21 protein-coding genes and 2 pseudogenes are annotated in these 25,677 nt (G+C 71.5%); 8 read left to right on the forward strand and 15 right to left on the reverse strand.

All coding sequences use genetic code 11. The annotated features are described in order from the left end of the window. Positions 1 to 29: 29 nt before the first annotated feature. Positions 30 to 578: an HXXEE domain-containing protein gene (locus OH735_RS08720; RefSeq protein WP_406380820.1), complete on the reverse strand. Its 549-nt coding sequence runs from the start codon at positions 576 to 578 to the stop codon at positions 30 to 32. A gap of 87 nt (positions 579 to 665) precedes the next feature. Between OH735_RS08720 and OH735_RS08725 the strand changes: the two genes are divergently transcribed. Further along, positions 666 to 1,244, forward strand: coding sequence for a TetR/AcrR family transcriptional regulator (locus tag OH735_RS08725; RefSeq protein ID WP_406380821.1), 579 nt, complete (start codon positions 666 to 668; stop codon positions 1,242 to 1,244). An 89-nt stretch (positions 1,245 to 1,333) separates the two neighbouring features. Beyond that, positions 1,334 to 1,645, forward strand: coding sequence for a hypothetical protein (locus tag OH735_RS08730; RefSeq protein ID WP_406380822.1), 312 nt, complete (start codon positions 1,334 to 1,336; stop codon positions 1,643 to 1,645). A gap of 16 nt (positions 1,646 to 1,661) precedes the next feature. Here the strand turns inward: OH735_RS08730 and OH735_RS08735 are convergent, their stop codons facing one another. From OH735_RS08735 to OH735_RS08745, 3 genes are all read right to left on the reverse strand, one after another. After that, positions 1,662 to 2,996 (reverse strand): SWIM zinc finger family protein, encoded by a 1,335-nt coding sequence (locus OH735_RS08735; protein WP_406380823.1) that lies wholly within the window; start codon positions 2,994 to 2,996, stop codon positions 1,662 to 1,664. Next, on the reverse strand, positions 2,993 to 6,055 hold the full coding sequence (locus OH735_RS08740) for a DEAD/DEAH box helicase (RefSeq protein ID WP_406380824.1): 3,063 nt from the start codon (positions 6,053 to 6,055) through the stop codon (positions 2,993 to 2,995). The genes OH735_RS08735 and OH735_RS08740 overlap by 4 nt, the downstream gene beginning before the upstream one ends. Positions 6,056 to 6,220: 165 nt before the next feature. Continuing rightward, entirely contained in the window at positions 6,221 to 7,228 is a 1,008-nt protein-coding gene (locus OH735_RS08745; RefSeq protein WP_406380825.1) for an SPFH domain-containing protein, read from the reverse strand. A 259-nt stretch (positions 7,229 to 7,487) separates the two neighbouring features. Here OH735_RS08745 and OH735_RS08750 point away from each other — a divergent pair, with 259 nt between their 5' ends. Continuing rightward, entirely contained in the window at positions 7,488 to 7,835 is a 348-nt protein-coding gene (locus OH735_RS08750; protein WP_406380826.1) for a hypothetical protein, read from the forward strand. Between the two features lie 82 nt (positions 7,836 to 7,917). On the opposite strand, the gene OH735_RS08755 is transcribed toward OH735_RS08750, so the two are convergent. The 3 genes and pseudogenes from OH735_RS08755 to OH735_RS08765 form a co-directional block, all read right to left on the reverse strand. Next, entirely contained in the window at positions 7,918 to 8,157 is a 240-nt protein-coding gene (locus OH735_RS08755; RefSeq protein ID WP_406380827.1) for a hypothetical protein, read from the reverse strand. 89 nt (positions 8,158 to 8,246) lie between these two features. Then, positions 8,247 to 8,404 (reverse strand): annotated as a pseudogene (locus tag OH735_RS08760) (helix-turn-helix domain-containing protein); the annotation flags it as partial. Between the two features lie 309 nt (positions 8,405 to 8,713). Continuing rightward, positions 8,714 to 9,832: an ADP-ribosylglycohydrolase family protein gene (locus OH735_RS08765; protein ID WP_406380828.1), complete on the reverse strand. Its 1,119-nt coding sequence runs from the start codon at positions 9,830 to 9,832 to the stop codon at positions 8,714 to 8,716. A gap of 79 nt (positions 9,833 to 9,911) precedes the next feature. On the opposite strand from OH735_RS08765, the gene OH735_RS08770 reads away from it, so the two are divergent. Next, positions 9,912 to 10,190 carry a DUF6343 family protein gene (locus OH735_RS08770; protein ID WP_406380829.1) on the forward strand — a complete coding sequence of 93 codons (279 nt, stop codon included), beginning with the start codon at positions 9,912 to 9,914 and terminating at the stop codon, positions 10,188 to 10,190. Between the two features lie 54 nt (positions 10,191 to 10,244). Here the strand turns inward: OH735_RS08770 and OH735_RS08775 are convergent, their stop codons facing one another. The 3 genes from OH735_RS08775 to OH735_RS08785 form a co-directional block, all read right to left on the reverse strand. Beyond that, positions 10,245 to 10,613: a tetratricopeptide repeat protein gene (locus OH735_RS08775; RefSeq protein ID WP_406380830.1), complete on the reverse strand. Its 369-nt coding sequence runs from the start codon at positions 10,611 to 10,613 to the stop codon at positions 10,245 to 10,247. A 173-nt stretch (positions 10,614 to 10,786) separates the two neighbouring features. Continuing rightward, the gene (coaE, locus tag OH735_RS08780; protein WP_406380831.1) at positions 10,787 to 11,389 is read right to left on the reverse strand and encodes a dephospho-CoA kinase; all 603 of its coding nucleotides are present in this window, start codon (positions 11,387 to 11,389) and stop codon (positions 10,787 to 10,789) included. Positions 11,390 to 11,432: 43 nt separating this feature from the next. Next, positions 11,433 to 12,353, reverse strand: a complete 921-nt coding sequence (locus OH735_RS08785; RefSeq protein WP_406386475.1) for a PAC2 family protein — start codon at positions 12,351 to 12,353, stop codon at positions 11,433 to 11,435. A 391-nt stretch (positions 12,354 to 12,744) separates the two neighbouring features. Here OH735_RS08785 and OH735_RS08790 point away from each other — a divergent pair. Then, positions 12,745 to 13,218 (forward strand): annotated as a pseudogene (locus OH735_RS08790) (sheath polysaccharide-degrading enzyme); the annotation flags it as partial. Between the two features lie 194 nt (positions 13,219 to 13,412). On the opposite strand, the gene rpsA reads toward OH735_RS08790, so the two are convergent. Next, on the reverse strand, positions 13,413 to 14,924 hold the full coding sequence (gene rpsA, locus OH735_RS08795; protein WP_072483117.1) for a 30S ribosomal protein S1: 1,512 nt from the start codon (positions 14,922 to 14,924) through the stop codon (positions 13,413 to 13,415). A 399-nt stretch (positions 14,925 to 15,323) separates the two neighbouring features. Here rpsA and OH735_RS08800 point away from each other — a divergent pair, with 399 nt between their 5' ends. Together OH735_RS08800 and hrpB are read left to right on the forward strand one after the other, a co-directional pair. Next, positions 15,324 to 16,136, forward strand: coding sequence for a class I SAM-dependent methyltransferase (locus tag OH735_RS08800; protein WP_406380832.1), 813 nt, complete (start codon positions 15,324 to 15,326; stop codon positions 16,134 to 16,136). 92 nt (positions 16,137 to 16,228) lie between these two features. After that, the gene (gene hrpB / locus OH735_RS08805) at positions 16,229 to 18,727 is read left to right on the forward strand and encodes an ATP-dependent helicase HrpB (protein ID WP_406386477.1); all 2,499 of its coding nucleotides are present in this window, start codon (positions 16,229 to 16,231) and stop codon (positions 18,725 to 18,727) included. Positions 18,728 to 18,741: 14 nt separating this feature from the next. On the opposite strand, the gene OH735_RS08810 is transcribed toward hrpB, so the two are convergent. The 3 genes from OH735_RS08810 to OH735_RS08820 all read right to left on the reverse strand — a co-directional run bounded on the left by OH735_RS08810 (position 18,742) and on the right by OH735_RS08820 (position 21,835). Beyond that, entirely contained in the window at positions 18,742 to 19,752 is a 1,011-nt protein-coding gene (locus OH735_RS08810; protein WP_406380833.1) for a DUF3068 domain-containing protein, read from the reverse strand. A gap of 40 nt (positions 19,753 to 19,792) precedes the next feature. Continuing rightward, positions 19,793 to 19,933, reverse strand: coding sequence for an SPW_0924 family protein (locus OH735_RS08815; protein ID WP_266745573.1), 141 nt, complete (start codon positions 19,931 to 19,933; stop codon positions 19,793 to 19,795). Between the two features lie 162 nt (positions 19,934 to 20,095). After that, positions 20,096 to 21,835 (reverse strand): lytic transglycosylase domain-containing protein, encoded by a 1,740-nt coding sequence (locus OH735_RS08820; protein WP_406380834.1) that lies wholly within the window; start codon positions 21,833 to 21,835, stop codon positions 20,096 to 20,098. Positions 21,836 to 22,021: 186 nt separating this feature from the next. On the opposite strand from OH735_RS08820, the gene OH735_RS08825 reads away from it, so the two are divergent. Next, the gene (locus tag OH735_RS08825) at positions 22,022 to 22,858 is read left to right on the forward strand and encodes a DUF4184 family protein (RefSeq protein WP_406380835.1); all 837 of its coding nucleotides are present in this window, start codon (positions 22,022 to 22,024) and stop codon (positions 22,856 to 22,858) included. Between the two features lie 98 nt (positions 22,859 to 22,956). On the opposite strand, the gene polA is transcribed toward OH735_RS08825, so the two are convergent. Then, the gene (polA, locus tag OH735_RS08830) at positions 22,957 to 25,668 is read right to left on the reverse strand and encodes a DNA polymerase I (protein ID WP_406380836.1); all 2,712 of its coding nucleotides are present in this window, start codon (positions 25,666 to 25,668) and stop codon (positions 22,957 to 22,959) included. Positions 25,669 to 25,677: the final 9 nt, after the last annotated feature.

Here is a 25,677-nt window from a genome sequence, read left to right on the forward strand (position 1 = left end):
CGGCACGCGGCGGTCACGCCGCCACGCGGTCACGCCGCCACGCGGGCCCTGCGCCCGCGCGGCCGGTTGATCCGGTGCGCCAGCGCGTGAACTCCCGCCACGGTCACCGGGAGAAGCGCCAGCGCCGCAGCCGTCGCGACGGCGCCGCCGCTCTTGATACCGGCCGCCTTCAGCCGCCGCACGGCCCAGACCGAGTACGGAATGACGACCGTCGGCGCCGTGGCCACCCCCGGCGTGTAGCCCCGGTACGCCAGCGACTGCGCCAGGTGCGCGACACCATGCACCCCGAAGCCGACCAGCACGCTCCGGAAGAACGGGCTGCGGCCGCCGGTGCGTGCCCCGTCTGCCGACGCCGCCGCCATGACCCCGCCCATGAGGCCGATCGCGACGTCGACGTCCCGCTGCGAGAGCTCCATCCGCTTCCAGAACGCCTCCGGCACTCGCGGGAACCGCTCCTGGAGCCCGGGCCGGGCGGCCCGCGCCCAGCCGGCCATGGTGGCCAGCTCCTCCAGATCATTGGCCACCCAGGCGGCGAACAGCCCCCAGGTCACCGCCTTGGAAACCGCTGCCTCCGCCATACCGGGCCCCTTGTGTCGCAGTGCGAAGTACGATGACAGCACCTTATAACGCAACGCAACGTTGCGTTGTCTTTTTCTGGAGTGCTCATGTCCGACCCGACCGTGAACCGCCGCCCGGGCCGGGGCCCGCGAGCCGCGGAGGCGATCTTCGACACCACGCTGCGCCATCTCGCGGAACGCGGCTACGCCCGGCTCACCATCGAGGCCGTCGCCCAGGAATCCGGGGTCAACAAGACGACGATCTACCGCTGGTGGTCCTCGAAACCGGCGCTCCTGCGGGCGGCCCTGATCCATGCCCGGGTCCTCGACATCGACATCCCCGACACGGGCAGCCTCCGCGGTGATCTGATCGCCCTCACCGAACAGATCACCCGCCTGCTCACCGACGGGCGCACCGAACCCGTCGCCCGCGCCATGACCTCGGGCACCGGCCTGCCCGACGACGAACTCGCCGCCCTCACCCGCGACTTCTTCGCCGATCGCTTCTCCCGTGAACAGCCGGTCTTCACCCGCGCCGCCGCCCGCGGCGAACTCCCCGTGGACGCCGACCCGATGCTGCTGCTGGACCTGATCGCGGGGGCGGTCTGGATGCGGGTGCTGTTCCGCCGCGAACCGGTGCCGCCGGACTTCGCCCGGGACGTCGTCGATGCCGTACTGCCTCGCTGACGGCGCCGGGAACGGGCGCGGTCCGGTCGGGTACTGTGCCGCGGCCGGGTAAAGGACCGTGCACACGCACCGAACGGGGAACGATCCATATGGGCACGCCAGTACGCCACTTCACAGCGACGACGCCGGACGGTCAGCTGTTCACGGTCAATATCGAGCGTGACTTCCGGTACGACCCGTACCGCGACTTCGTGGTCTGTGCGCACTGCGACTGGTCGCCTTCGCTGCTGACGATGAAGAGGATCACCGATATGGCCTGGGAGCATCTGGCGTCGGTGCACGGCGCCGACCGGGGCCGGTCCGACCAGGAGAACGAGGGGTTCCGCAAGGCGCGGCTGATCGTGCTGCCGATCGTCGCCGTGTTCCTGATCGCTCTCTTCGTCTATCTGCAGAGCTACTGAGGCCCGGAGGCCGGGTTCAGCCGCCGCCGAGTTCCAGGAGTGCGCCCACCGGGTCGGAGTCCGGGGTGGCGCGGGGCCACCAGTCGTCCTCGCCCGGCTCGGATTCGTAGCCGTACCAACGGCCGTCGTGGCCGAAGCGGAGCTGGAGTGTGCCGCTGGGGTGGGTGAGGTGGTTGCGCCAGGGGTGGAAGCGGGGGAAGTCGGCGGCAGCGAGCGCGGGGCGGGCGCGGTCGAAGGGGCCGGCCGGAGGGTCCCAGGGTGTTTCGAGGACGGCCAGCCCTTCGGCGCCGCCCTGGCGCCAGGCCGCGACGGCCCGGGCCAGGTCGGTGGGGGTGCGGCCGGTGGCGTACGCCAACTCGCGGTAGAGGGCGCGGGTGGTCGCGGTGAGCCCGGCGGTGGGCCGGGACGCGGCCAGCCGCACCGCGTCCTGCCAGGCGGTGAGACCGGCGAGCGGGTCGAGGCCGGTGGTGAGGAGCGCGTGCGCACGGGCCGCCGCGTCCGTGGCCAGGTGGTCGAGGGCGAGCGGGTCGCGGGCGCCGGGCAGGCTCGGGTACGAGGGCGGCTGCCCAGGGTGCGGCAGGACCGGGAGCGGGGCGGGGAGCGGCGGGAGGTATCGGTCCGCAAGGGCTTCGCCGGCCGGCACGGAGGGGGTGGCGGGGGCGGCGGGACGCTCCCGGGCGGAGTGCGCGGCGTTGCGGCGGCCCAGCTCTTCGAGGAGTTCGCGCTCGCCCCGGCCGCGCAGCAGCAGAAGGACGAACGGGTCGGCGTCCAGCAGCCGGGCCATCTGGTAGCAGAGGGCGGCCACATGCTTGCAGGGCCAGCCGTGGTCGGGGCAGGAACAGCCGGGATCGAGATCGCCCGCGGTGGGCAGCAGTCCGATGCCGGCCTCGGCCGCCGTGTCGGCCAGCGCGTGCGGCATCTCCTTGGCGAGCAGTGCGGCGAGGTGACCGGGGCGGGCGGCCACCGCGTCCAGGAAGATGTCCCAGTCGGCGTCGGTGAACGACCGCAGACGCAGCTCGGCGCGGTAGGGGCGGGGGCGGCTGCCGTGGACGTAGGCGACGACTCGTCCGGGGGTGACGGTGATCGCGGCGACCTTGCCGCTGTCGGCGTACGTACGGCCGCGGGAGAGCCGTCCCTCGTCCATCGACAGGGATTCCAGGGCGGCCACCCAGGCGCGGCCCCACCAGCTGTCCGCGAAGGGTTCGTCGCCGTCGGAGGTGCGGGGCGGCACGGCCTCGAAGGTGCGCCGCAGATCGTCGGGGCCGGGGCGTGACCTGGCCACGCCCCGACCGGCCGGCCGGGGCTCGGGGCGGGCGTACGAACGGGGCAGGGGCTGCGGGCGGGGGCTCATGACAGCGGCCTCCGGAGCGAGACGAGATCGGCCAGGTCGCGGTCGCTCAGCTCGGTCAGCGCGGTCTCACCTGCGCCGAGAACCGCATCGGCCAGGACCCGCTTGGCCCGCAGGAGCTCGTCGATCCGGTCCTCGACCGTGCCCTCCGCGATCAGCCGGTGCACCTGCACGGGCTGTGTCTGGCCGATGCGGTACGCCCGGTCCGTGGCCTGTTCCTCGACGGCCGGGTTCCACCAGCGGTCGTAGTGGATGACGTGGGCGGCCCTGGTGAGGTTCAGTCCGGTGCCCGCCGCCTTGAGGGAGAGCAGGAAGACCGGTACCTCGCCGGACTGGAAGCGGTCCACCATCCGTTCCCGCTCGGCCACCGGCGTACCGCCGTGCAGGAGTTGGGAGGGGACGGCGCGCGAGGCGAGGTGGGCGGAGAGGAGCCGGGCCATCGTCACGTACTGGGTGAAGATGAGGACGGAGCCGTCCTCGGCGAGGATCGTGTCGAGGAGTTCGTCGAGCAGGGCGAGCTTTCCCGAACGGCCGGTGAGGCGGGTCGGCTCCTCCTTCAGATACTGCGCGGGGTGATTGCAGATCTGCTTGAGCGAGGCCAGCAGCTTCATGATCAGACCGCGCCGGGCGATGCCCTCCGAGGCCTCGATGAACGCCATCGTCTCGCGGACCGCCGCCTCGTAGAGCGTGGCCTGTTCGCGGGTGAGGAAAACGGGGTGGTCGGTCTCCGTCTTGGGCGGCAGCTCGGGGGCGATGCCCGGGTCCGACTTCTTGCGGCGCAGAAGAAATGGCCGGACCAGCCGGGAGAGCCGTTCGACCGCTTCGTCGTTGGCGAGCCCGGCAGCCGTACCGGTGCTCTCGACGATGCGGGCGTGGCGGGCCCGGAACGCCTTGAGCGGGCCGAGCAGTCCGGGAGTGGTCCAGTCGAGCAGGGCCCACAGCTCGGAGAGGTTGTTCTCCACGGGCGTGCCGGTGAGGGCGACCCTGGCCGGGGCAGGGATGGTCCGCAGCGCCTTCGCCGTGGAGGAGTGCGGGTTCTTCACGTGCTGGGCCTCGTCGGCGACGATCAGTCCCCAGCTGTGGTCGGCGAGTTGCGCCGCGCTCGAACGCATCGTGCCGTACGTGGTGAGGACGAAACCGCCGTCGGGATCGGCGAGTGTGCGGCCGGTGCCGTGGAAGCGGCGCACGGGGACGCCGGGGGCGAAGCGGTTGATCTCCCGGTGCCAGTTGCCCAGGAGGGAGGCGGGACAGATCACCAGGGTGGGCGCGGGGTGGACCCGGTGCAGATGCAGCGCGATAAGGGTGATCGTCTTGCCCAGGCCCATGTCGTCGGCGAGGCAGCCGCCGAGGCCGAGCGAGGTCATCCGGTCCAGCCAGGCGAGGCCGCGCAGTTGGTAGTCGCGGAGCGTGGCGTCGAGACCGGGCGGCGGGGCGATGGTGGTGTCGTCGGCAGTGATGCGGGTCCGGAGCGCGGCCAGCGCGCCGACGGGCACCGCTTCGACCTGCTCTCCGTCGACTTCGGCGCTGCCGGTCAGCGCGACGGCGAGGGCGTCGACCGGATCGAGCAGCCCGAGCTCCCGCTTGCGCGCCTTGCGTACGAGCGCGGGGTCGACGACGACCCACTGGTCCCGCAGTCGCACCACCGGCCGGTGGGCCTCCGCGAGAACGTCCATCTCCGTCTCGGTCAGCCGCTCGTCGCCCAGCGACAACTGCCAGTTGAAGGTGAAGAGCTGCTCGGCGTCGAAGAACGAGGTGCCGTCGGTGGCGGAGCCGGGCGCGGGCCGCACGACGGCGGCGGCGGTGAGGGAACGGGCGAGCTCCCTGGGCCAGTGGACGCTCACCCCGGCCGCCGTCAGCCGGGCTCCGCCGTCGCCCAGCAGCTCGTACAGCTCGTCCTCGTCGAGCGCGAGCACATCGGGCACCGGCTGGTCCAGCAGCCGCTCCAGCGGCGCCCAGACGCGGGCGGCGCGGCGCAGCGCAAGCACCGCGTCGATCCTGGCCCGGGGACCGAACGGCTCTCCGGCCGGGCCGTGCCACAGGGCCGCGGCGTCGACGACGTAGGTCGGGTCGGCCAGGCTGTGCACCTGGGTGATGGCCGCGGCGGCGTGCCGCGCAGCGCCGGGACGAGCATCCGCGGCCGTCGCAGCGGGGGCGCCGTCGACGTCGCGGCGGTTCCGGTCGCCGTGGTCGTTGTCGGCGTCGCGGCCGTTCCGGTCGCTGCGGCCGTCGTAGGCGTCGTAGGCGTCGTAGGCGTCGTGGCCGTCGCCGCTGTATTCGTGGTGGCCGGCGTACGTATCCGCCGTGTCGAAGAGTTCGTACGCCGACAGGTCGAGGCGCAGCGAAACCCGTACCCCCGCGTCGAGCCCGGCCGCGACTTCGACGGCCCAGTCACGGGCTTCCGGCAGATGCTGGGCCTCAACGGCCGCGAAAGGTGCGCCCATCGCGTATGCGGCGGCGGGCGTACGGGGCAGGGTGTCGGCCACCGCGTCGAGGAACGTCCCGAGCAGCCACTCCGGGTCGGGGACCTGGAGCGGTGCGCGGTCCGGGAGCGGGACCGCGTAGCCCTCGGCCGGCATGGCGGCGGCGATCGCGCGGAGGTGGGCGATGTCCTCGGCGTCGCGCGGTCCGGCCCGCCAGGCGTCGTGGTCGTCGCCCGTCAGGCCGGGGAGGAGTCTGCCGCGCGCCACCAGGTTGAGCGCCTGGAGCGCGGCGGCGCCCCAGCAGCGGGTCGCGGGATGGGCGGACTGCAGGTGCCGGGCGCGGGACAGCAGCGGCACGGCATCGCACAGGGGCAGCAGGACCGCGGGCACCGTACGCCGTCCCACGCCGTCCTGCTGTCCGTCCCGGCGGACGACGGTGATCTCCGCGACGGCCGCACCGGGTGCCGTGCCCTGCGCCGCGCCCTCACGATCCGCAGAACCGGCCGGCTCCGAGAGAGGGACGCCATCGGGATCCCAGAAGGCGACGCGCCCGTCCCTCGGCAGCGATGCCGGAAGGAAAACGGCAGCACATCTCAGAAGGCGGACGGCGGACTCGTCCAGCCGGTGTTCTGCCGTGGTCATCGGTCCCCTCCCCTCCCGCCCTGATCCTCTTGATCGTCCTGATCCCTATGACTCCTGCGAGTCTAGGCGGGGGGTCTGACAACCGGTCGCGCACCCGCATTCCAGCAGGTCAGATGCAGTATTGGCCAAGCAGTGCCCGGTTCGGCGCCGGGATCCCCGCACGCCTCAGTGCCGGGCGAACGGCTTCGACCGGGACGACCGCGCGGGTGGGGTGCCCGCAAGCACAGCGGGCGTGGGAACAGGCGCCCCGGACTGCGGCTTCTGCGCCCGCGACCGTGGCTGCGGATGCGGCTGTGCCTGTGCCTGCCCGGTGCGCTCGGGCTGCGCCTGGGCCGGACGCTCGGGCGGCGCCTGCGCGGGGCGCTGCGGCGGCCGCACGGCCTGCTGCGGCTCCAACTCCGTCTGCTGGCCGGGCTGCTGGGCCCTCTCCAGGAAGCGGAGCAGCTCCACCGGGAACGGAAGCACCAGCGTGGAGTTCTTCTCGGCCGCGACCGCGACCACCGTCTGCAGGAGGCGCAGTTGGAGCGCGGCCGGCTGGCTGGACATCTCCTTCGCCGCCTCGGCGAGCTTCTTCGACGCCTGAAGCTCGGCGTCCGCGTTGATGACGCGGGCCCGCCGCTCGCGGTCGGCCTCGGCCTGCCGGGCCATGGAGCGCTTCATCGTCTCGGGCAGGGAGACGTCCTTGATCTCCACCCGGTCGATCTGCACGCCCCACCCGACCGCCGGGCTGTCGATCATCAGCTCAAGACCCTGATTCAGCTTCTCGCGGTTGGACAGCAGATCGTCGAGGTCGCTCTTGCCGATGATCGACCGCAGTGAGGTCTGTGCCATCTGCGAGACCGCGAACCGGTAGTCCTCCACCTGGATCACCGCATTCGCCGCGTCGACCACCTTGAAGTAGATGACAGCGTCGACCCGCACCGTCACGTTGTCCCGGGTGATCCCGTCCTGCGCGGGCACCGGCATCGTCACGATCTGCATATTGACCTTGTGCAACCGGTCGATGCCGGGGATCACCATGGTGAATCCGGGCCCTCGCACATCGTTACGAAGCCTGCCCAGCCGCAGCACGACACCCCGCTCGTACTGCTTGACGACCTTGGCCGCTGCGGACACGTACAACGCACCCGCCGAGGCCGCAGCCACTATCGCGATCACGAGCTCCTGGACCATGACGGCCCCCTGAACGCCGGAAACATCGAAACACGACAATCAGTCGCTATTACCACGGTATGCCCACTATCAACCGATATGAACATGAGTCGCGGCTCTCCGCTTACGGCTGTCCCCCGCCCGGCCCCGCCCCGGATGCCGGGTCGCCGGGGAACGGGCAGGGTGACCAGCGTCAGCACGTTCTCCGTGGCGCACCCAGTGCCGTGTCGCGAACGGTGCTGAAGGCTGAGCCGGACGAGACACAGACGAGGACCCGCCCATGCCCGTGATCGATCAACGACGCCGCCGTCTCGGCACTGCGGCCGGGACCGTGCTCCTGACCCTCACCGTCGCAGGCTGTTCCGGCCTCGGCCGGACCGCGGTCGGGCCGGTCACCTACACGACGGAGCGGAACGCCGTGATCATGGTGAACAGCCCCTCGGTGAAGGGCTGCCACCGGCTCGCTCCCGCGGGTGCCAAGGAAGTGACCAACGGCACCCTGATCGACATCATTCTGTACCGCACACCCGACTGCACCGGGCCGGGTACGACGTACGTCGCGACCACGGTCAGCGACGTGACCGGCGCCCGTAACCTCCCGTGGCGCAGCTTCACCACGGTCCACTGACCGCCACGACCGACCACCGACCGGCCGGGCCCGGAACGGGGAGCCGCTACGCGCGCCCACGGACGTACGCGACCAGCTCCGCCTACGGCCCCGCCACTCGCGGGCTATCAATCAGCTTGGCGAACGCGCTGAACCCGAAGAACAGGGCGAGTACGACCCGCGCGACGGTCGCCCGGCTGCGGCCCCCGGCCGGGGCATCGGAAGAAGTACGTGAAGGGGTGTCGTCGGAGGCATCGGCAAAGGCGGCGGCGGGGGTGCTCGGGGCCTGCGTGGACTGGGACATCCGGGTCTCCTCGGGGAAGCTGCGCACTGTGGTGTTCACGAAGAGACAGACCGGCCCGCGGTCCGGAATTCATCGCTTGCCGGACCACAGATCCCGGTCCCCCGGCTTCCCCTGAGTCCCCCCGAGGGTCACACCGAACGACGGGCGACCAGGGCCGCGCTGATGTACTGGAGGCCGGCCGGGCGGGCCGGGGAGAGGCCCGCAAAGCAGTCGATGCGGCGGATGCGGTAGTCGACGGTGTTGGGGTGGATGTGCAGGGCGGCGGCGGTGGACGCCGGTCCAGGCCGACGTGGTCTCGCTCAGCCACGGCATCCGGTTCCACGACTCGGCACTGATAACCCTGGCCAAGGCCGTCGAACTGAGCCGGCTGCGCGCGGCGTTCGCCGAGGTGGACCACCTGTAAGGCTCCTGTACGGCGACTTCGACACCTACTTACGCGAGGACCTGAGGCTCGACGACGCGACGGTGGCCGCGCTGCGCGCCAAGATGCTGACGGACTGACAGGCGGTCATCGCGGGCGTACCGACGGACTGACCGGCCGTCACCGCCCGGTGTATTGACCTGCCGTCGGCTTCGAAGCGCGGCGGCGGGCCCGTCAGTGCACCGGGTACCGCTCGGCCGGCCACGCGACCGCGTGCTCGAACTCCACGCACAGGTCGTCGGCCACCTCCGTGATCACCGCTCGCCCTTCGGTCGCCACCAGCCAGGACGGCGGAAGGTGTACGTCCCCGTGGCGGGCGCCGAGCAGATTGCCGCAGACCGCACCCGTGGAGTCGCTGTCGCCGGAGTGGTTGACCGAGAGCAGCAGCGACTGGGCCACCTGGTCGGCGCCCGGCAGCACCAGCGCGCAGTACACGGCGATGGCGAGGGCCTCCTCGGCCACCCACCCCGCGCCCAGCGTCTCCACCTTCTCGGCGGTCGGCTCGCCCTCGGCGGCCAGGTCGACGGCCGCGCGCAGGGCCGCCGTCGTCTCCTCGTGCCCCGGGTGGCGACGCAGCAGCTCCATGGCCCGCAGGACCGCGCCCGCGATCGAGTCGCCCTCCAGGAGATGGGCGACGATCGCGGCCAACGCACCGGCGGCGTACGCACCGGTCGGGTGGCCGTGGGTGATCTGCGCGCACCAGTGAGCGAGCCGGAAGCCCGCCTCGGCGTCCTTCGCCACCAGTCCGAAGGGGGCGGACCGCATCACCGTGCCGCACCCCTTGGACCCGGTGTTGACGGGACCGGGCTCCCCGAGCCGCCTCGACGGTTCGGGGACATGGCCGGTCGCGAGGCCCGTCAGGCAGGCGTTGCCGGGGGCTCGGCGCGCGTACAGCCAGGGCTGCTCCCTGAGCCAGCCGGTCCGCACCGGGTTCTCGGCTCCGCCGGGCGGCGGAGCGGGGTGGTTCTGGGTGTCCAGCCAGCGCAGGTACGCGTTCCGCACGATCCCGATCTCGGCGCCGCCGATCCCCTTCGACATCGCCCGGGAATGGGCCCTGATCAGTCCCTCGGCGGTGAACAGGGTCATCTGCGTGTCGTCCGTGACACGCCCGACGACTCCCTCCTCGTCCGCGAGAAGTCCCTGTACCCCGTGTTCACCGTGCGCGCGGCGGATACCGGCGAGCGAGAGGAACTCCACGGGATTTCCGAGGGCGTCCCCGATCGCTCCACCCAGCAGACAGCCCCGGACCCTCGCCCTGCGGCCGACGCGGTCCCCCCATGATGTGCCGTTCACGCACGATCCCCTCAATCCCATGTCGACATGTCCCCAAAACCGCGTTGCGGGTCCATCCTGGTAGGAGAGGGCGATTGCCATGCGTACAGGTAATGAACCGACGACTGCCCGCAGTCCTCTGCGGCTGCGGCTCGGCCTGAGTCTATGGGGGCTGGCCTGGGCCGTCTTCGGCCTGGCGGCCTTCACACTGACCGACCGCCCAGGGTGGGCCGCCGCCTGCGGTGTGCTGCTTCTGCTGGTCCTCGTGGACATGGCGGTGATCATCCACCACATCCGCCAGGGCCCGCACTACCAGCCGGGCCGCAATATTCCGCCGTACGAACCCGACCACGGCGGGCGCGGCAGGTACGGGCACTGACCGGGGCGCGACGTCCGCCGGGCGGCATTGCCGCCCGGCGGGGCGGTGTCGGTGTCAGTTCTCCGTACGGAAACGGGCCGCCTTCAGGTACTCCGGGTTCGGGTCGAGGGCCGCGGCCAGCCGGAAGTGGCGGGCGGCCCGGTCGGAGCGGCCGGAGCGTTCGAAGGTGCGGGCGAGCGCGAAATGCGCGAAGGCGTTGTCGGGTTCGCGCTCCAGGACGAGCTCGAATTCGAGCTCGGCGGGACGCAGTTGGGCGGCGGCGAAGAAGGCACGGGCCCGCAGCAGCCGGGCGGCCGTGTTCTCCGGATGGGCCGCGATCACCGAGTCCAGGAGCTTCACCGCACCCCGGGGATCGCGCGCCGCCAGCAGGTGTTCGGCCGCGCGGAAGTCGATGACGTCGGTTTCCGGGGTCCTCTCGGGCACGATTGCATCCTTCCCTTCACTACGCGGCTCTCAACACCCGGCCGAGGCGCGGTATTCCGGTACGGACATCAGCCGACCTGGACCCGCTGTCGCGGTACGGACATCACCCGGACGCGGCCCGCTGTCCCGATACGTACATCACCCGGCCGGGCCCCGCTGTCCTGATACCGACATCACCCGGACGCAGCCCGCTTCGTCAGCTCCGACCAGACCTTGCGGACCTGTGGCTCCAGATCCTCCAGCGGTCCGTCGTTGTCGATGATCAGATCGGCCACGGCACGCCGCTGCTCCCGGGTGGCCTGCGCGGTCATCCGGGCGCGGGCCTCGGACTCGGTCATGCCGCGCAGCCGCACGAGCCGGTCGAGCTGGGTCTGCGGACCGGCGTCCACGACGACGACCAGGTCGTAGAGCGGGGCGAGGCCATTCTCGGTGAGGAGGGGGACGTCGTGGACGACGACCGAGTCGGGGCCCGCGGCCCGTTCCAGCTCGGCGGAGCGGGCGCCGACCAGCGGGTGGACGATCGCGTTGAGGGTGGCGAGCCGGTCGGCGTCGGAGAACACGATCGAGCCGAGCCTGGGCCGGTCCAGGGTGCCGTCGGCGGTGAGGATGTCCGCGCCGAACGCCTCGACGACGGCCGCGAGCCCGGGTGTCCCCGGCTCGACGACCTCCCGGGCGATCCGGTCCGCGTCGATCAGGACCGCTCCATATCCCACGAGCAGCCGTGACACTTCACTCTTGCCGGCGCCGATCCCACCGGTCAGGCCCACTTTCAGCATGCCGGGCAGCCTAGTGCCCCTCACACCAGGCCGGTGGGGCCGGTCAGATGTCTCCCTCGCGCTCCGCGAGGAACCGCTCGAATTCGAGACCGATCTCGTCGGCCGACGGCAGGTCGACCGGCTCGGCCACCAGATTGCCCCGGGTCTCGGAGCCCGCGACCGCGTCGTACTGGTGCTCAAGGCCCTCGACGAGCGAGACGAGCTCCTCGTCGCCCTGGTCGATCTGCCGGTCGATCTCGGTCTGGGTGCGGTGGGCCTCCGTGCGCAGCGCATGGGCGACGGTCGGCAGGACCAGGCCCGTCGCGGCCGTGATCGCCTCCAGGGCGGTGAGCGCCGCGTCCGGGTAGGCGGAGCGGGCGACGTAGTGCGGCACGTGAGCGGCGACGCCGAGGACGTCGTGTCCGGCCTCCATCAGCCGGTACTCCACCAGAGCTTCGGCGGAGCCGGGGACCTGCGCCTCGTCGAACGGGCTGCGGTGGCCGGGCATGAGGTCCGTGCGGTTGCCGTGCGGGGTGATACCGACGGGGCGGGTGTGCGGGACGCCCATCGGGATGCCGTGGAAATTCACCGCGAGGCGGACGCCGAGGCGCTCGACGATCTGCTCGACGGCGGCGGCGAAGCGCTCCCACTCCACATCGGGCTCGGGCCCGGAAAGCAGCAGGAAGGGCGCCCCGGTCGCGTCCTGGACGACCCGGACTTCCAGCGTCGGCGTCTCGTAGGCCGCCCAGCGATCGCGCCGGAAGGTCAGCAGCGGGCGCCGCGCGCGGTAGTCGACGAGCCGGTCGTGGTCGAAGCGGGCGACGACCTGGTGCGGCAGCGTTTCGAGCAGGCCGTCGACGATCTGTTCACCGGTCTCGCCCGCGTCGATGTATCCGTCGAAGTGGTAGAGCATGACCAGGCCGGCCGACTCCTGGGCGAGCGCCATGTCGACGACGGCCAGTCCCTTCGGCTCCCATTCGTACAAACTCTGCGGATCAAGCACGGTTACCGCTCCTCCTCGTGTTCCCTGAGAAGAACGTCCGGCTGGGCACGAGCATTCCCGCACCATGCCCCTTCACCCGGCGGTTCATGCCAGAACTTGCGCGAGAACGCGGATGTGCAGTGCCGTCACCGCCTACGGCCGTTGTCCGCACGGGACGCCGTCGGTACGTGCGTTGACATTCATGTCAGTGAATACCTCGTCGTGGGCGCCGAGTTGACGACGGAAAGCAAGTCGCACCGGCCACCCGCGAGCAATGGTCCACACCTTGACACGGTCTCACCTCGTCCCTACCGTCACTGGGCAGCAAGTTCAGAGAGTCGCCCCACGTTCACGTACGAGAACCTCTCGAACTCCTTCGCCGGGAAGGCCCTCCATGCGCACCCGCACGCTGCTCCCCGCCCTGCTGGCCACCGCACTCGCCACCGGCGGCCTCGCTCTCGCCTCCGCCACCACCGCGGACGCGGCGACGGTCATCGATGTGAGCACCGCCGCCCAGCTCAATTCCGCCCTCACCGCCGCGAGCCCCGGCGACACCATCCGACTCGCCGACGGCACGTACACCGGAAACTTCAAGGCGACCGTCCCCGGCACCGCCGCCGCCCGGATCACCCTCATGGCCGACACCGCCACGGGGGTCGTGATCGACTCCGTGACCGTGCACGACCTGGGCATGGAGGGCGTCCACTTCCGCAACTCCAGCAAGGACGGCGTCATCAAGAACTCGCGGATCTACGGCACCGGGCACGACGGCCGCGGCATGGGCGAGGGCGTCTACGTCGGCACGGCGGGCAACCTCTCCGACCGGAGCGACCGGGTCCAGATCCTGAACAACATCACCGTCACGCCGTAACGGCCCGCGCGGACAACCCCGGACGCCCCCGGACGGCTCCGGACGGCTCCGGACGGCCCCGTACGACCCCGTACGACCCCGGACAGCTTCGGACCGGCTCCAGAACAACGAGTGAGGCCCGCCCCTCGAAGGGAACGGGCCTCACTTTTCAGCTACTGCGGTCGATCACCGACCGGAGGGGGCGCGGAGCGTCAGCTCTGGCCGCCCGCCAGCTTCTCGCGCAGGGCAGCCAGGGCCTCGTCCGACGCCAGGGCGCCGGAGTTGTCCGCGGACTCCGAGGAGTACGAACCGCCACCGCTGCCGCCGGAGGCAGCCGGGGCGCCACCGGCCGGGGCAGCAGCGCCCTCGGCAGCAGCGGCCTCGTCGGCCTCGCGGGACTTGATGACCTGGGCCTGGTGCTGCTCGAAGCGCTGCTGCGCCTCGGCGTACTGCGTCTCCCACGCCTCGCGCTGGGTCTCGTAGCCCTCGAGCCAGTCGTTGGTCTCGGGGTCGAAGCCCTCGGGGTAGATGTAGTTGCCCTGGTCGTCGTAGGACGCGGCCATGCCGTACAGGGTCGGGTCGAACTCGACCGAGGCCGGGTCGGCACCGAAGGACTCGTTGGCCTGCTTCAGCGAGAGGCTGATGCGGCGACGCTCGAGGTCGATGTCGATGACCTTGACGAAGATCTCGTCGTTGACCTGGACGACCTGCTCCGGGATCTCCACGTGGCGCTCGGCCAGCTCGGAGATGTGGACCAGACCCTCGATGCCCTCGTCGACGCGCACGAACGCACCGAAGGGAACGAGCTTGGTGACCTTACCGGGAACGACCTGCCCGATCTGGTGCGTACGGGCGAACTGCTGCCACGGGTCTTCCTGCGTCGCCTTGAGCGACAGCGAGACGCGCTCGCGGTCCATGTCGACGTCGAGAACCTCGACGGTGACTTCCTGGCCGACCTCGACAACCTCGGAGGGGTGGTCGATGTGCTTCCAGGACAGCTCGGAGACGTGCACGAGACCGTCGACGCCACCGAGGTCCACGAACGCACCGAAGTTGACGATCGAGGAAACGACGCCGGAGCGGACCTGGCCCTTCTGCAGGGTCGTGAGGAAGGTCTGGCGGACCTCGCTCTGGGTCTGCTCCAGCCAGGCACGGCGGGACAGGACCACGTTGTTGCGGTTCTTGTCCAGCTCGATGATCTTGGCCTCGAGCTCCTTGCCCACGTAGGGCTGGAGGTCGCGGACGCGGCGCATCTCGACGAGGGAGGCCGGCAGGAAGCCACGGAGGCCGATGTCGAGGATGAGACCACCCTTGACGACCTCGATGACGGTACCGGTGACGATGCCGTCCTCTTCCTTGATCTTCTCGATCGTGCCCCAGGCACGCTCGTACTGAGCGCGCTTCTTGGACAGGATGAGGCGGCCTTCCTTGTCCTCCTTCTGGAGAACCAGGGCCTCGATCTCGTCGCCGACCTTGACGACCTCGTTCGGGTCGACGTCGTGCTTGATCGAAAGCTCGCGGGAGGGGATGACGCCTTCGGTCTTGTAACCGATGTCGAGCAGGACCTCGTCCCGGTCGACCTTCACGATGACGCCGTCGACGATGTCGCCGTCGTTGAAGTACTTGATCGTCTCGTCGATCGCGGCGAGGAAGGCTTCCTCGTTACCGATGTCGTTGACCGCTACCTGCGGGGTGGTGGCGGTGGTCTCGGTGCTGCTCGTCATGTGGGAAAGGGCTCCGGTACGGACAGTGAGTCGTAGGTACTGCTACGCCGGGAGCCCGTATCGCCTCTGCAGAAGCCGGACAGCTCGGGAAGCACCGGACCCGCCGAACGGGAAGCGCCTCGTGAACCGAGGGGACATACAACAGATGCGAGCGCGGCCTGCTAGGTCTGAGGCGCGCAGGCTCGCAGCGCAACTTGTAGCATACGGGGGCAGCCGGGCACGGTCAATGCGCGAAGGCGTACACCCGGGGCACAACGGCCCATTTCCGGCACAATTCGTGTTCTCCGAGGCCATATCGGCCCCGGGAGACAATTGCGTGAGCACGGAGCCGTAAGGACAGGCACCCCTGGTTACGTACCGCGTGCGGCGGGGTGAAGGCAAACTACAACGACGGACACGATGAGCCAAGAGATCCACCCGGCCGAGCCCGAAGCGACACGCCGCAGCGCGTCGCAGGCCGAGAGCAGCCGGGCCAGTCGCGGCTGGTGGGACCGGAACGCCGACGAGTACCAGAGCGACCACGGCTCCTTTCTCGGCGACGACCGTTTCGTCTGGGGCCCGGAGGGGCTCGACGAGGCCGAGGCCGGTCTGCTCGGCCCCGCCGGGGCGCTGAAGGGCCTGGACGTCCTGGAGATCGGCGCGGGCGCCGCGCAGTGCTCGCGCTGGCTCGCCGCCCAGGGAGCCCGTCCGGTGGCCCTGGACCTCTCGCACCGGCAGTTGCAGCACGCCCTGCGGATCGGCGACGAGGTCCCGCTGGTGGAGGCGGACGCCGGGGCGCTGCCGTTCCGGGACGCCTCCTTCGACCTGGCCTGCTCCGCCTATGGCGCGGTGCCGTTCGTCGCCGATCCCGTGCAGGTGTTCCGCGAGGTGCACCGGGTGCTGCGCCCCGGGGGCCGCTGGGTCTTCTCGGTGACGCATCCGGTCCGCTGGGCGTTCCCGGACGAGCCGGGGCCCGAGGGGCTCTCGGTCGCGGCCTCGTACTTCGACCGCACCCCCTACGTCGAGCAGGACGAGCGGGGCGAAGCGGTCTACGTCGAGCACCACCGGACGCTGGGCGACCGGGTGCGGGACGTGGTGGCCGGCGGATTCCGGCTCGTCGATCTCGTCGAACCGGAGTGGCCCGCCTGGAACCACCAGGAGTGGGGCGGCTGGTCCCCGCTGCGCGGGGGTCTGATCCCGGGCACGGCGATCTTCGTCTGCGTACGGGACTGACACCGGGCCGGTCCCGGGGTACGGAACCGGTCTCGGGGCCCGGACCGGCCTCGGGGTACGGGAGCGCGGGCGTGTCGTACGAGACTGGGGGCGTGATCCGTACCGACGCCCTGGACCAGTTGCCCGTACGCACCGCTGTGCCCGCCCTGGAGCGGGCGCTCGACGACCGCGGCGTCGCGGTGCTGTGCGCGCCGCCCGGCACCGGCAAGACCACCCTCGTACCGCTGGTCCTGGCCGGTCTGGCCGGGGGCGGCCCGGTGCGCAGGGTGGTGGTCGCCGAGCCGCGGCGGATCGCGGCGCGGGCGGCGGCGCGGCGGATGGCGTGGCTCGTCGGGGAGCAGGTCGGCGGGCGGGTGGGGTTCACGGTCCGCGGGGAGCGCGTGGTGGGGCGCGACACGGTGGTGGAGGTGGTGACCACCGGGGTGCTGCTCCAGCGGCTGCAGCGCGACCAGGAGCTGGCCGGGGTCGATGCGGTGATCATCGACGAGTGCCATGAGCGGCATCTGGACGCGGACACGGTCGCCGCGTTCCTCCTTGATGTGCGGGAGGCGATCCGGCCCGATCTGCGGCTGGTCGCCGCGTCCGCGACGACGGACGCGCAGGGCTGGGCGCGGCTGCTGGGCGACGCCCCCGTGGTTCAGGCGCAGGGTGTTTCGCATCCGGTGGAGGTGGTGTGGGTGCCGCCGACCGGGCCGGTGCGGCCGCCGCACGGGATGAGGGTCGATCCGGCGCTGCTGGCGCATGTCGCGGCGACGGTGCGCCGGGCGCTCGACGAACGGGACGGCGACGTGCTGTGTTTCCTGCCCGGTGTCGGCGAGATCGGCCGGGTGGCGGGGCAGCTGGCGGGGGTGGCGGCCGAGGTGCTCCAGGTGCACGGGCGGGCTCCGGCGGCGGTGCAGGACGCGGTGCTGGCCGGGTCGTCCGACGGTCGGCGGGTGGTGCTGGCGACGTCGGTGGCGGAGTCGTCCCTGACGGTGCCCGGGGTGCGGGTCGTGGTCGACTCGGGGCTGGCCAGGGAGCCGCGCACCGATCACGCGCGGGGACTGAGCGCGCTGACGACCGTACGGGCCTCGCAGGCGGCGGGCAGGCAGCGGGCGGGCCGGGCCGGACGTGAGGCGCCGGGGACGGTGTACCGGTGCTGGGAGCAGGCGGAGGACGGGCGGTTGGCGCGGTTCCCGTCCCCGGAGATCAAGGTCGCGGATCTGGCGGCGTTCGCGTTGCAGGCGGCCTGCTGGGGCGATCCGGACGCGTCGCGGCTGGCGCTGCTCGATCCGCCGCCCGCGGGCGCGATGGGCGCGGCGCGCGAGGTGCTGACGGCGGTGGGCGCGGTGGACGCGGCGGGGCGGGTCACCGACCGGGGTGTCCGGATGTCCCGGCTGGGCCTGCATCCGCGGCTGGCGCGGGCCCTGCTGGACGGCGCCGCCGAGGTGGGCGGGCGGCGGGCGGCCGAGGTGGTGGCGCTGCTGAGCGAGGAGCCGCCGCGGGAGTACGGCGACGATCTGGCGGTGGCGTTGCGTACCGCCCGGCGGGGCCGGGACGGGTATGCGGCGCGGTGGCGGCAGGAGGTCCGGCGGCTGTCGTCGTCGGTCGAGGACGTGGGCGGGGGTTCGGGTCCGGACGACGCCGCCGTCGGTCTGGTGGCCGCGCTGGCGTTCCCGGAGCGGGTGGCGCGGGCGCGGGGCGAGGGGGCGTTCCTGATGGTGTCGGGGACGGGGGCGGAGCTGCGGGACGGGTCGGGGCTGCGCAGTGCGCCGTGGCTGGCGGTCGCGGTCGCCGACCGGCCCGCCCATGCCGCGTCGGCGCGGGTGCGACTCGCCGCCGTCGTCGACGAGGGCACGGCGCGGGTGGCCGCCGGGCAGCTGCGGTTCGCGGGCGAGGAGGTCCGCTGGGCGGGCGGCGATGTGGTGGCCCGCCGGGTGGAGCGGCTGGGTGCCGTCGAGCTGTCGGCGCGCCCGCTGAAGGAGCCGGCGCCGGAGCTGGTGCGCGAGGCGCTGGTCGAGGGGCTGCGGCGCGAGGGGCTCGGGCTGCTGCGCTGGACGCGGGACACCGGGCAGCTGCGGGAGCGGCTCGCCTTTCTGCACCGGGAGCTGGGGGAGCCCTGGCCGGAGGTGTCGGACGGTGCGCTGCTGGACCGTACCGAACAGTGGCTGGAGCCCGAGCTGTCACGGGCCCGGCGCCGTTCGGACCTGGCGCGGATCGACGCGGGGCAGGCGCTGCGGCGGCTGCTGCCGTGGGCGACCGGTGAAGCGGTGCGGCTGGATGAGCTGGCGCCGGAGCGGATCGAGGTGCCGAGCGGTTCGCGTATCAGGGTGGAGTACGGCGGGGCGCAGCCCGTACTGGCGGTGAAGCTCCAGGAGCTGTTCGGCCTGCGGGAGACGCCGCGGGTGGCCGGGGTGCCGGTCCTGGTCCATCTCCTCTCCCCCGCCGGCCGTCCCGCGGCGGTCACCGCGGATCTGGCGTCGTTCTGGCGGGACGGCTACCGGGCCGTGCGGGCCGAGCTGCGCGGCCGGTATCCGAAGCATCCGTGGCCACAGGACCCCACGACGGTGGAGGCGACCCGGTTCACGAAGGCGCGGCTCAAGCGGGAGTAGGAAGAGGGCCCGGCTCAGGCGGGAGTGGGTTGCGGGTCAAAGGCGGGTGCCGTCGCTCCGTCGGGCTGTTCGTCCTGCGGGTGCCGGGAGCGTGCCTCCAGCCACAGGGCGAGCGCGAGCAGGACCGCGCCGAGGGCGAGGAAGCCCCAGGGCAGGTACGAGGTGAGCAGCAGGACCAGCAGGCGCTGGGACTTGACCAGGGCGACGATCGAATCGACGTAGTCCGCGCGCATCTTCACGTGCCCGGCGAACACGGTGACGGTGTCCTGGGGCAGGCCCATCGCCTTGGCGTTGCGCAGTTCCTCCTTGTGGATCTCCTCGCCGTTGACGGGCGCTCCGGTGACCGGGTCCACCCAGAACATCCGCTTGGTGGTGTACCAGCGGGTCATGCCCGTCTTGCTGATCTGTTCCGGGGTGACGCCCTTGATGGGCATCTTCTTCGGCATCGGGACCTTGGTCCACGGGATGGTCTGCTCGAAGTAGTAGACGTCCATGCCGTGGAAGGTGCGGGTGCCCTTGTAGTGGATGGGCGAGCTGGTGCGGGCCTGCGCGTCGAAGTACTCGTAGTCGCGCTTCTCGGTGAGGAAGGGCCACTTGAACTCGATGCCCTCGCGCCTGACCGGGTCGCCGTCGACGGATTCCCCGGTGGCGTGTACGGGGGCCTGGCTGTGCGCGTCGAAGATGTAGCGCTCGGGGATCTCGGAGACCATCTTGCCGTCCGGGCCGACCACGTAACTGAGGGCGTCCCAGACGACGACGTCGCGGCCGGCGCTGCGCTCGATCTTCTCGGACTCCTCCACGTTGCCTTTGAGGGTCTGCACGATGGTGACCTTGGGGACCCGCTTGACCTTCATGTTGTCGTTGTAGTCGAGGAGGGTGGCGGGCTTCGCCTCCAGCACCGTCTCCTGGTACTGACTGGGCGGGATCTTCGCGAGCCTGGGGAAGGCGTACCAGCGCAACAGGGGCGACATGGCGGCGAAGAAGACGGCGAAGGCCAGGAGTACGAGGCTGGCTCGGCGGCGCATGGTGGTGGTGCCCTCCCTCAGCTTCTGTTTCTTCTTCCGGTTACTGGTTCTTGGGGCCCGGGACGGTGGTCAGCAGAGGTTTGGGCGAGGTCTCTCCGGGCGGGGCGCCGATCGCGCTGATGGTGAAGACGAGTGCGAGGGCTGCGGCCAGTCCGATGGCGGCGGCGACGAGGGCACGCATGCCGGTCCTCCCGGAGAGCACGGATCTGATGGGTCGTCAGGGTTGGGGCACCGTAGCAACGCGGGCGCGAGATGAGAACACCGGGCGCGGGATGAGAAAACGTGGAACAGCCCCTCGGCCGGGTGGTGGCGGAGGGGCTGTCGTGACGTGCGGCCGGGCCGATCAGGCGGCGGGGGGCTCCGGGCTCTGCGATGCCTCCGGGGTCTGCGATGCCTCCGGGGTCGGTGATACCTCCGGGGCCGGCGGGGCCTCGACCTTCAGCTCGATGACGATCTTGGCGCCGCCCTCGGTGGTGAGGCGCAGCTTGTACGTGCCCGCGGTGTCGTCGGCGTAGATCTTCGGGAGCTTCAGGGTGCCGTCGGCGCCGGTCCTCAGGTTCGTGAGGGTGCGGACCGTCTTGCCGTCCGCGTCCTTGAAGTACGGGCCCTTGTCGTTCTCGGCGTGCTCCGCCGCGTCCGTGATCATGGTGGCGGTGACCGCGACACCGTCGGCGACCGCGTCCTTGTAGGTGGCCTTGACCTCGACGGTGTCGGCGAACTCGGCGCCGGGCGCGGCGGTCAGGGCCTTGTCGTCGGTCCTGGCGATCGTGTCGGCCCGGCGGGCGGTGACGGTCGCGCCGTAGGTGACGGGGGGCAGCGAGCGGCCGGTGGCGACGGCCCGCACCGTGAACTTCCCCGTCTTTTCGCCCGCCTTCAGCACCGGGGCGGTGACCGTGCCGTCGGCCGTGGTGAGGAGGGTGACCGCCTTCTTCCCGCCGTCGAAGGCGGCGTCCGTGTCACCGGCGATGGTGAAGGTCACGGACACCCTGGCGAGCGGGCCGCCGGCGCTGTTCCTGGCCCGCACCTTGATCCGCTCGGTAAACGCGTCGCCCGCGGTGGCGGTCAGCGTGCCGGTGCCGGCGTTCTCCACGCCCGCGAGGGTCTGGGACCGCGGGGGCGTGGGGGTTTGAGTGGGGTCGGGGGTCGGGCCGGTCGTGGGTCCGCCGCCCGGCTTCGACGGGGCCGGGCTCGGCGTCGGCCCGGGCTTGACGGGCCCGGACGGCGCAGGGGAGGGACTCGGGCTGCCGGGCCTCGTGTCCGTACCGCCGAGGTCGGGCGGGATCACGCCGGTGCCGTCGGGGATCTCGTGGGTGCCGCGCTTGTAGTACTCGAACCAGGAACGGACCGTACGGAGGTAGGCGTTCGAGTGGTTGTAGCTCAGGACCGCGCGGTCGAGATCCGTGGCGATGGACAGATCGCGGGAGCCGGCGCAGAGGTAGTGTCCGGCGGCGAGCGCCGCGTCGTAGATGTTGTTGGGGTCCTTGCGGCCGTCGCCGTTGCCGTCCTGGCCCCAGGTCGCCCACGTGGACGGGATGAACTGCATCGGGCCGACGGCGCGGTCGTGCGTCGCGTCCCCGTCGTACGCCCCGTTGTCGGTGTCCTTGATCAGGGCGAAGCCGCGGCCGTCGAGAACCGGGCCGAGGATCGGGGAGAACGTGGTGCCGTTCGCGTCGACCCGACCGCCGCGCGCCTGGCCGGACTCGACCTTGCCGATCGCGGCGAGCAGTTGCCACGGCAGCCGGCAGGCGGCGTCGCTGCTCGCGAGGCTCTGCTCGGCCTTCTTGTACGCGGCCAGGATCGAAGCCGGAATGCCGGATTCCGCGCTGCCGGTGACGGGCAGATTCGTGGACGTGCCCGGCTTGTCGGGTGTGACCAGCGGGGGCAGGTCCGTGTAGTACGGCGAGTTGCCGGTGGCCGCGCTGTCGTCGGGCGGAGGGGTCGTTCCGGTGGACTGCGGGTCGCCGCTGCCGCCGACCAGCGGTGTGCCGGGGGCCCCGGAGGCGGAGAGCGCCGCCACGGCTACGGCGGCCACGGCGGTGGTGGTCGCCCCCTTGCGAAGTCGGCGACCGAACTGCGCTGCCATACCTCTGGCCCCTCCCCTTCGACGGCTGTCCGCGCTCCCCAGCGCCTGGACTCAGGCGACCCTACGGCAACTTGTGCCGCCGGAACACCGTGCACTGACCGGTTCTTACCTGTTTTTCACATTCCCGACAGCAGGTTGTACGGCGGTCGTCGGGAGGGCGTCGGCGGCTCGCGCATACTTGCCGCCATGCCGTTCACCCTCAGTCATGCCGCCGCCGTGCTCCCGGGGATCCGGCGCAACGGAACGGCACGCGGCCCACTCCTCGCCTCGGCCCTCGTCGCGGGCTCGTTCGCGCCCGACATGACGTACTACGCGGATACCGCGATCCCTGGAGCGATGGAGTTCGGGCAGGTCACCCATTCGGTGTGGGGCGTGTGCACGGTCGATGTGCTGATCACCGGGGCCGTGGTGGCGCTGTGGCTGCTGCTGCGCGAACCGTTGGTGGCGCTGCTGCCAAGGGCCTGGCAGGGGCGGGTGCACACGTTCGTACGGGGCCGGCGCGCACCCGGACGGGGGGCGTGGGGTGTCCGGGACGGTGGGTGGTTCGCGCTGTCGGCGGTCATCGGGTCCGCCACCCATGTCGTCTGGGACGCCTTCACCCATCACGACCGGTGGGGTGTGCGGCTGGTGCCGGTGCTCGACGGGAGTGTGGCGGGACATCCCGTGTTCCAGCTGGTGCAGTACGGCAGTTCGGCCGTGGCCCTGGTCGTGCTCGCCTGGTTCACGGCGTCGGGGCTGCGGCGGACGGGGGCGTGCCCGGCCCCGCCGTCCGTGCCCGTGCTGAGCCGTCGGGGGCGGTGGTCGGCGGGGGCACTGCTGAGCGTCTGCGTACTGCTCGGCGTCGTACACCGGTGCGCACGGTGGTACGCGTACTTCGGGCACATCGACACCCCGCTGGACATCATCCCGACCGCCTGCTTCGGCGCCGGGGCGGGAGCGGCGGTGGGCCTGGTGCTGTACGGGGCGTGGATGCGGCTGCGGCGACCGCGTGCTTCCGTGCCCTCGGTCGCCGGACGGGCCTGATTCTCCGGGAGTCTCCGAAAGGCCCGGCCCGTCCGGCGCCGCAGCGTCAGTGCGCCGTGTCTCTGCGCCGTGCTTCTGCGCCGTGTCAGTGCGCCGTGTCAGTGCGCCGCGGACTCCCAGTCCGTGCCGACACCGACCGAGACATCGAGCGGGGCGCGCAACTGCACGGCCGTGGACATCTCGTGGCGGAGGATCTCCTCCACCTGCGCGCGCTCGCCCCCGGCGATCTCCAGCACGATTTCGTCGTGGACCTGGAGCAGCATCCGGGACTTCAGCTTCGCCCCGGTCAGCGCCCGGTCGACATGGAGCATGGCGACCTTGACGATGTCCGCCGCCGTGCCCTGGATCGGTGCGTTGAGCGCCATCCGCTCGGCCATCTCGCGGCGTTGGCGGTTGTCGCTGTTGAGGTCGGGGAGGTAGCGGCGGCGGCCGAAGACCGTCTCCGTGTAGCCGGTGGCCCTGGCCTCCTCCACCACGCGGTGCAGATAGTCACGCACTCCGCCGAACCGCTCGAAGTAGGTGTCCATCAGGCCGCGCGCCTCGCCCGCCTCGATGCTCAGCTGCTGGGAGAGGCCGAACGCGGAGAGCCCGTACGCGAGTCCGTAGCTCATGGCCTTGATCTTGCGGCGCATCTCCGGGTCGACGGCCGACTTGTCGACGCCGAAGACCTGCGAAGCGACCGTCGTGTGCAGGTCCTCGCCGGAGGTGAACGCCTCGATGAGACCGGCGTCCTCGGAGAGGTGGGCCATCACCCGCAGTTCGATCTGGCTGTAGTCGGCCGTCATCAGCGTTTCGAAGCCTTCGCCGACGACGAAGCCCCGACGGATGGCCCGGCCCTCGTCCGTACGGACCGGGATGTTCTGCAGGTTGGGGTCGGTGGAGGAGAGCCGGCCGGTCGCCGCCACCGTCTGGTTGAACGTGGTGTGGATACGGCCGTCGGCCGCGATCGTCTTGATCAGGCCCTCGACGGTGACCCGCAGCTTCGCCTGTTCGCGGTGGCGCAGCATGATGACCGGCAGCTCGTGCTCGGTCTGGGCGGCGAGCCAGGCCAGTGCGTCGGCGTCCGTCGTGTATCCGGTCTTCGTCTTCTTCGTCCTGGGCAGGCCCAGCTCGCCGAAGAGGACTTCCTGGAGCTGCTTGGGCGAACCGAGGTTGAACTCGCGGCCGACCGCGGCGTGCGCCTCCTTCACCGCCTGCTGCACCGCACCGGCGAACTGCTGCTCCATGCCTTCCAGATGGGCCCGGTCCGCGGCGATGCCGTGCCGCTCCAGCCTGGCCAGCAGGGCGGACGTCGGCAGCTCCATGTCATGCAGCAGCTCGGCCGCGCCGACCTCGGCGAGCCGGGTGGAGAAGGCGTCCCCCAGGTCCAGGACCGCGCGGGCCTGCGTCATCAGGGCGTCGGCCTCGGCCCGGTCGTCCGCGCCGAAGGCCAGCTGCCCGTCGTACGCCGCCGCGGGGGCCAGCTCCCGGCCCAGGTACTCCACCGCCAGTGCGTCCAGCGCGAAGGAACGGCGGCCGGGCTTGACCAGGTAGGCGGCCAGCGCGGTGTCCATCGTGACGCCGTCGACCTGCCAGCCGTGCTCCGGGAAGACCCGCATGGCGCTCTTCGCGTTGTGCATGACCTTCGGTCGCTCCGGGTCGGCGATCCAGGCGGCGAACGCCTGCTCGTCGCCCTCGTCGAGCTCCGCGGGGTCGAACCAGGCCGCCGCGCCGCCGGCCGCCGCGAGCGCGATCTCGGTGACCGTGCCGGAGCCCAGCGCCCACGTGTCGACGGTGGCGACGCCGAGCGGCTGCCCGCCGTGCTCGGCGAGCCAGGGCGCCAGCTCGCCCGCGCCCAGCACCGCGCCGTCCAGCTCGATACCCGCGGCGGGCGCCGGGGCCTCGTCCTCGGCCGCGCCCGGGTCGACGGCCAGCAACCGCTCGCGCAGACTCGGGTTACGGATCTCCAGGACGTCGAGCACACCGGTCACCGCCGTGCGGTCGTACGGCGCGCGCTCCAGGTCCTGCGGGGTCTTCGGCAACTCCACGTCACGGACCATCTCGGTCAGCCTGCGGTTCAGCCGCACCGCGTCCAGGTGGTCCCGGAAATTCTGACCGGCCTTGCCCTTGACCTCCTCGGCGCGCTCCACCAGCTCGTCGAACGAACCGAACTGGTTGATCCACTTCGCGGCGGTCTTCTCACCGACGCCGGGGATGCCCGGAAGGTTGTCCGACGGGTCACCGCGCAGCGCCGCGAAGTCCGGGTACTGCCGCGGCGTGAGCCCGTACTTCTCCTCGACCTTCGCCGGGGTGAAGCGCGTCAGCTCCGAGACGCCCTTCGTCGGGTACAGCACGGTGACGTTGTCCGTGATCAGCTGGAACGAATCCCGGTCACCGGTGACGATCAGCACCTCGAAACCGGCCGCCTCGGCCTGCGTGGCCAGCGTGGCGATGACGTCGTCCGCCTCGAAACCGTCGATCGCGAAACGGTCGGCGCGCATCGCGTCGAGCAGCTCGCCGATCAGCTCCACCTGGCCCTTGAACTCGTCCGGGGTCTTCGAGCGGTTCGCCTTGTACTCCGGGAACTCCTCCGAGCGCCAGGTCTTGCGCGAGACGTCGAACGCCACCGCGAAATGCGTCGGCGCCTCGTCACGCAATGTGTTCGCCAGCATCGAGGCGAAGCCGTACACCGCGTTCGTCGGCTGCCCCGACCCTGTCGTGAAATTCTCCGCAGGCAGCGCAAAGAACGCCCGGTACGCCAGGGAGTGCCCGTCCATCAGGAGCAGGCGCGGTCGGTTGTCTGCCGTCTTCTTCGATGCCGTCTCAGCCACGCCCCCGAT

This window comes from Streptomyces sp. NBC_01618, assembly GCF_045209435.1.
In the GTDB taxonomy this organism is placed as follows: Bacteria; Actinomycetota; Actinomycetes; order Streptomycetales; family Streptomycetaceae; genus Streptomyces.

Excerpts from the sequence above, each read along its gene's own strand:
- OH735_RS08770 (WP_406380829.1), top strand. The coding sequence starts at position 9,912 with ATGCGTACAGGTAATGAACCGACGACTGCCCGCAGTCCTCTGCGGCTG.
- OH735_RS08825 (WP_406380835.1), top strand. The coding sequence starts at position 22,022 with ATGCCGTTCACCCTCAGTCATGCCGCCGCCGTGCTCCCGGGGATCCGG.
- rpsA (WP_072483117.1), bottom strand. The coding sequence starts at position 14,924 with ATGACGAGCAGCACCGAGACCACCGCCACCACCCCGCAGGTAGCGGTC.
- OH735_RS08745 (WP_406380825.1), bottom strand. The coding sequence starts at position 7,228 with ATGGTCCAGGAGCTCGTGATCGCGATAGTGGCTGCGGCCTCGGCGGGT.
- OH735_RS08720 (WP_406380820.1), bottom strand. The coding sequence starts at position 578 with ATGGCGGAGGCAGCGGTTTCCAAGGCGGTGACCTGGGGGCTGTTCGCC.
- OH735_RS08740 (WP_406380824.1), bottom strand. The coding sequence starts at position 6,055 with ATGACCACGGCAGAACACCGGCTGGACGAGTCCGCCGTCCGCCTTCTG.
- OH735_RS08750 (WP_406380826.1), top strand. The coding sequence starts at position 7,488 with ATGCCCGTGATCGATCAACGACGCCGCCGTCTCGGCACTGCGGCCGGG.
- OH735_RS08800 (WP_406380832.1), top strand. The coding sequence starts at position 15,324 with ATGAGCCAAGAGATCCACCCGGCCGAGCCCGAAGCGACACGCCGCAGC.
- coaE (WP_406380831.1), bottom strand. The coding sequence starts at position 11,389 with ATGCTGAAAGTGGGCCTGACCGGTGGGATCGGCGCCGGCAAGAGTGAA.
- OH735_RS08725 (WP_406380821.1), top strand. The coding sequence starts at position 666 with ATGTCCGACCCGACCGTGAACCGCCGCCCGGGCCGGGGCCCGCGAGCC.
- OH735_RS08730 (WP_406380822.1), top strand. The coding sequence starts at position 1,334 with ATGGGCACGCCAGTACGCCACTTCACAGCGACGACGCCGGACGGTCAG.
- OH735_RS08815 (WP_266745573.1), bottom strand. The coding sequence starts at position 19,933 with ATGCGTGCCCTCGTCGCCGCCGCCATCGGACTGGCCGCAGCCCTCGCA.
- OH735_RS08810 (WP_406380833.1), bottom strand. The coding sequence starts at position 19,752 with ATGCGCCGCCGAGCCAGCCTCGTACTCCTGGCCTTCGCCGTCTTCTTC.
- OH735_RS08735 (WP_406380823.1), bottom strand. The coding sequence starts at position 2,996 with ATGAGCCCCCGCCCGCAGCCCCTGCCCCGTTCGTACGCCCGCCCCGAG.
- OH735_RS08820 (WP_406380834.1), bottom strand. The coding sequence starts at position 21,835 with ATGGCAGCGCAGTTCGGTCGCCGACTTCGCAAGGGGGCGACCACCACC.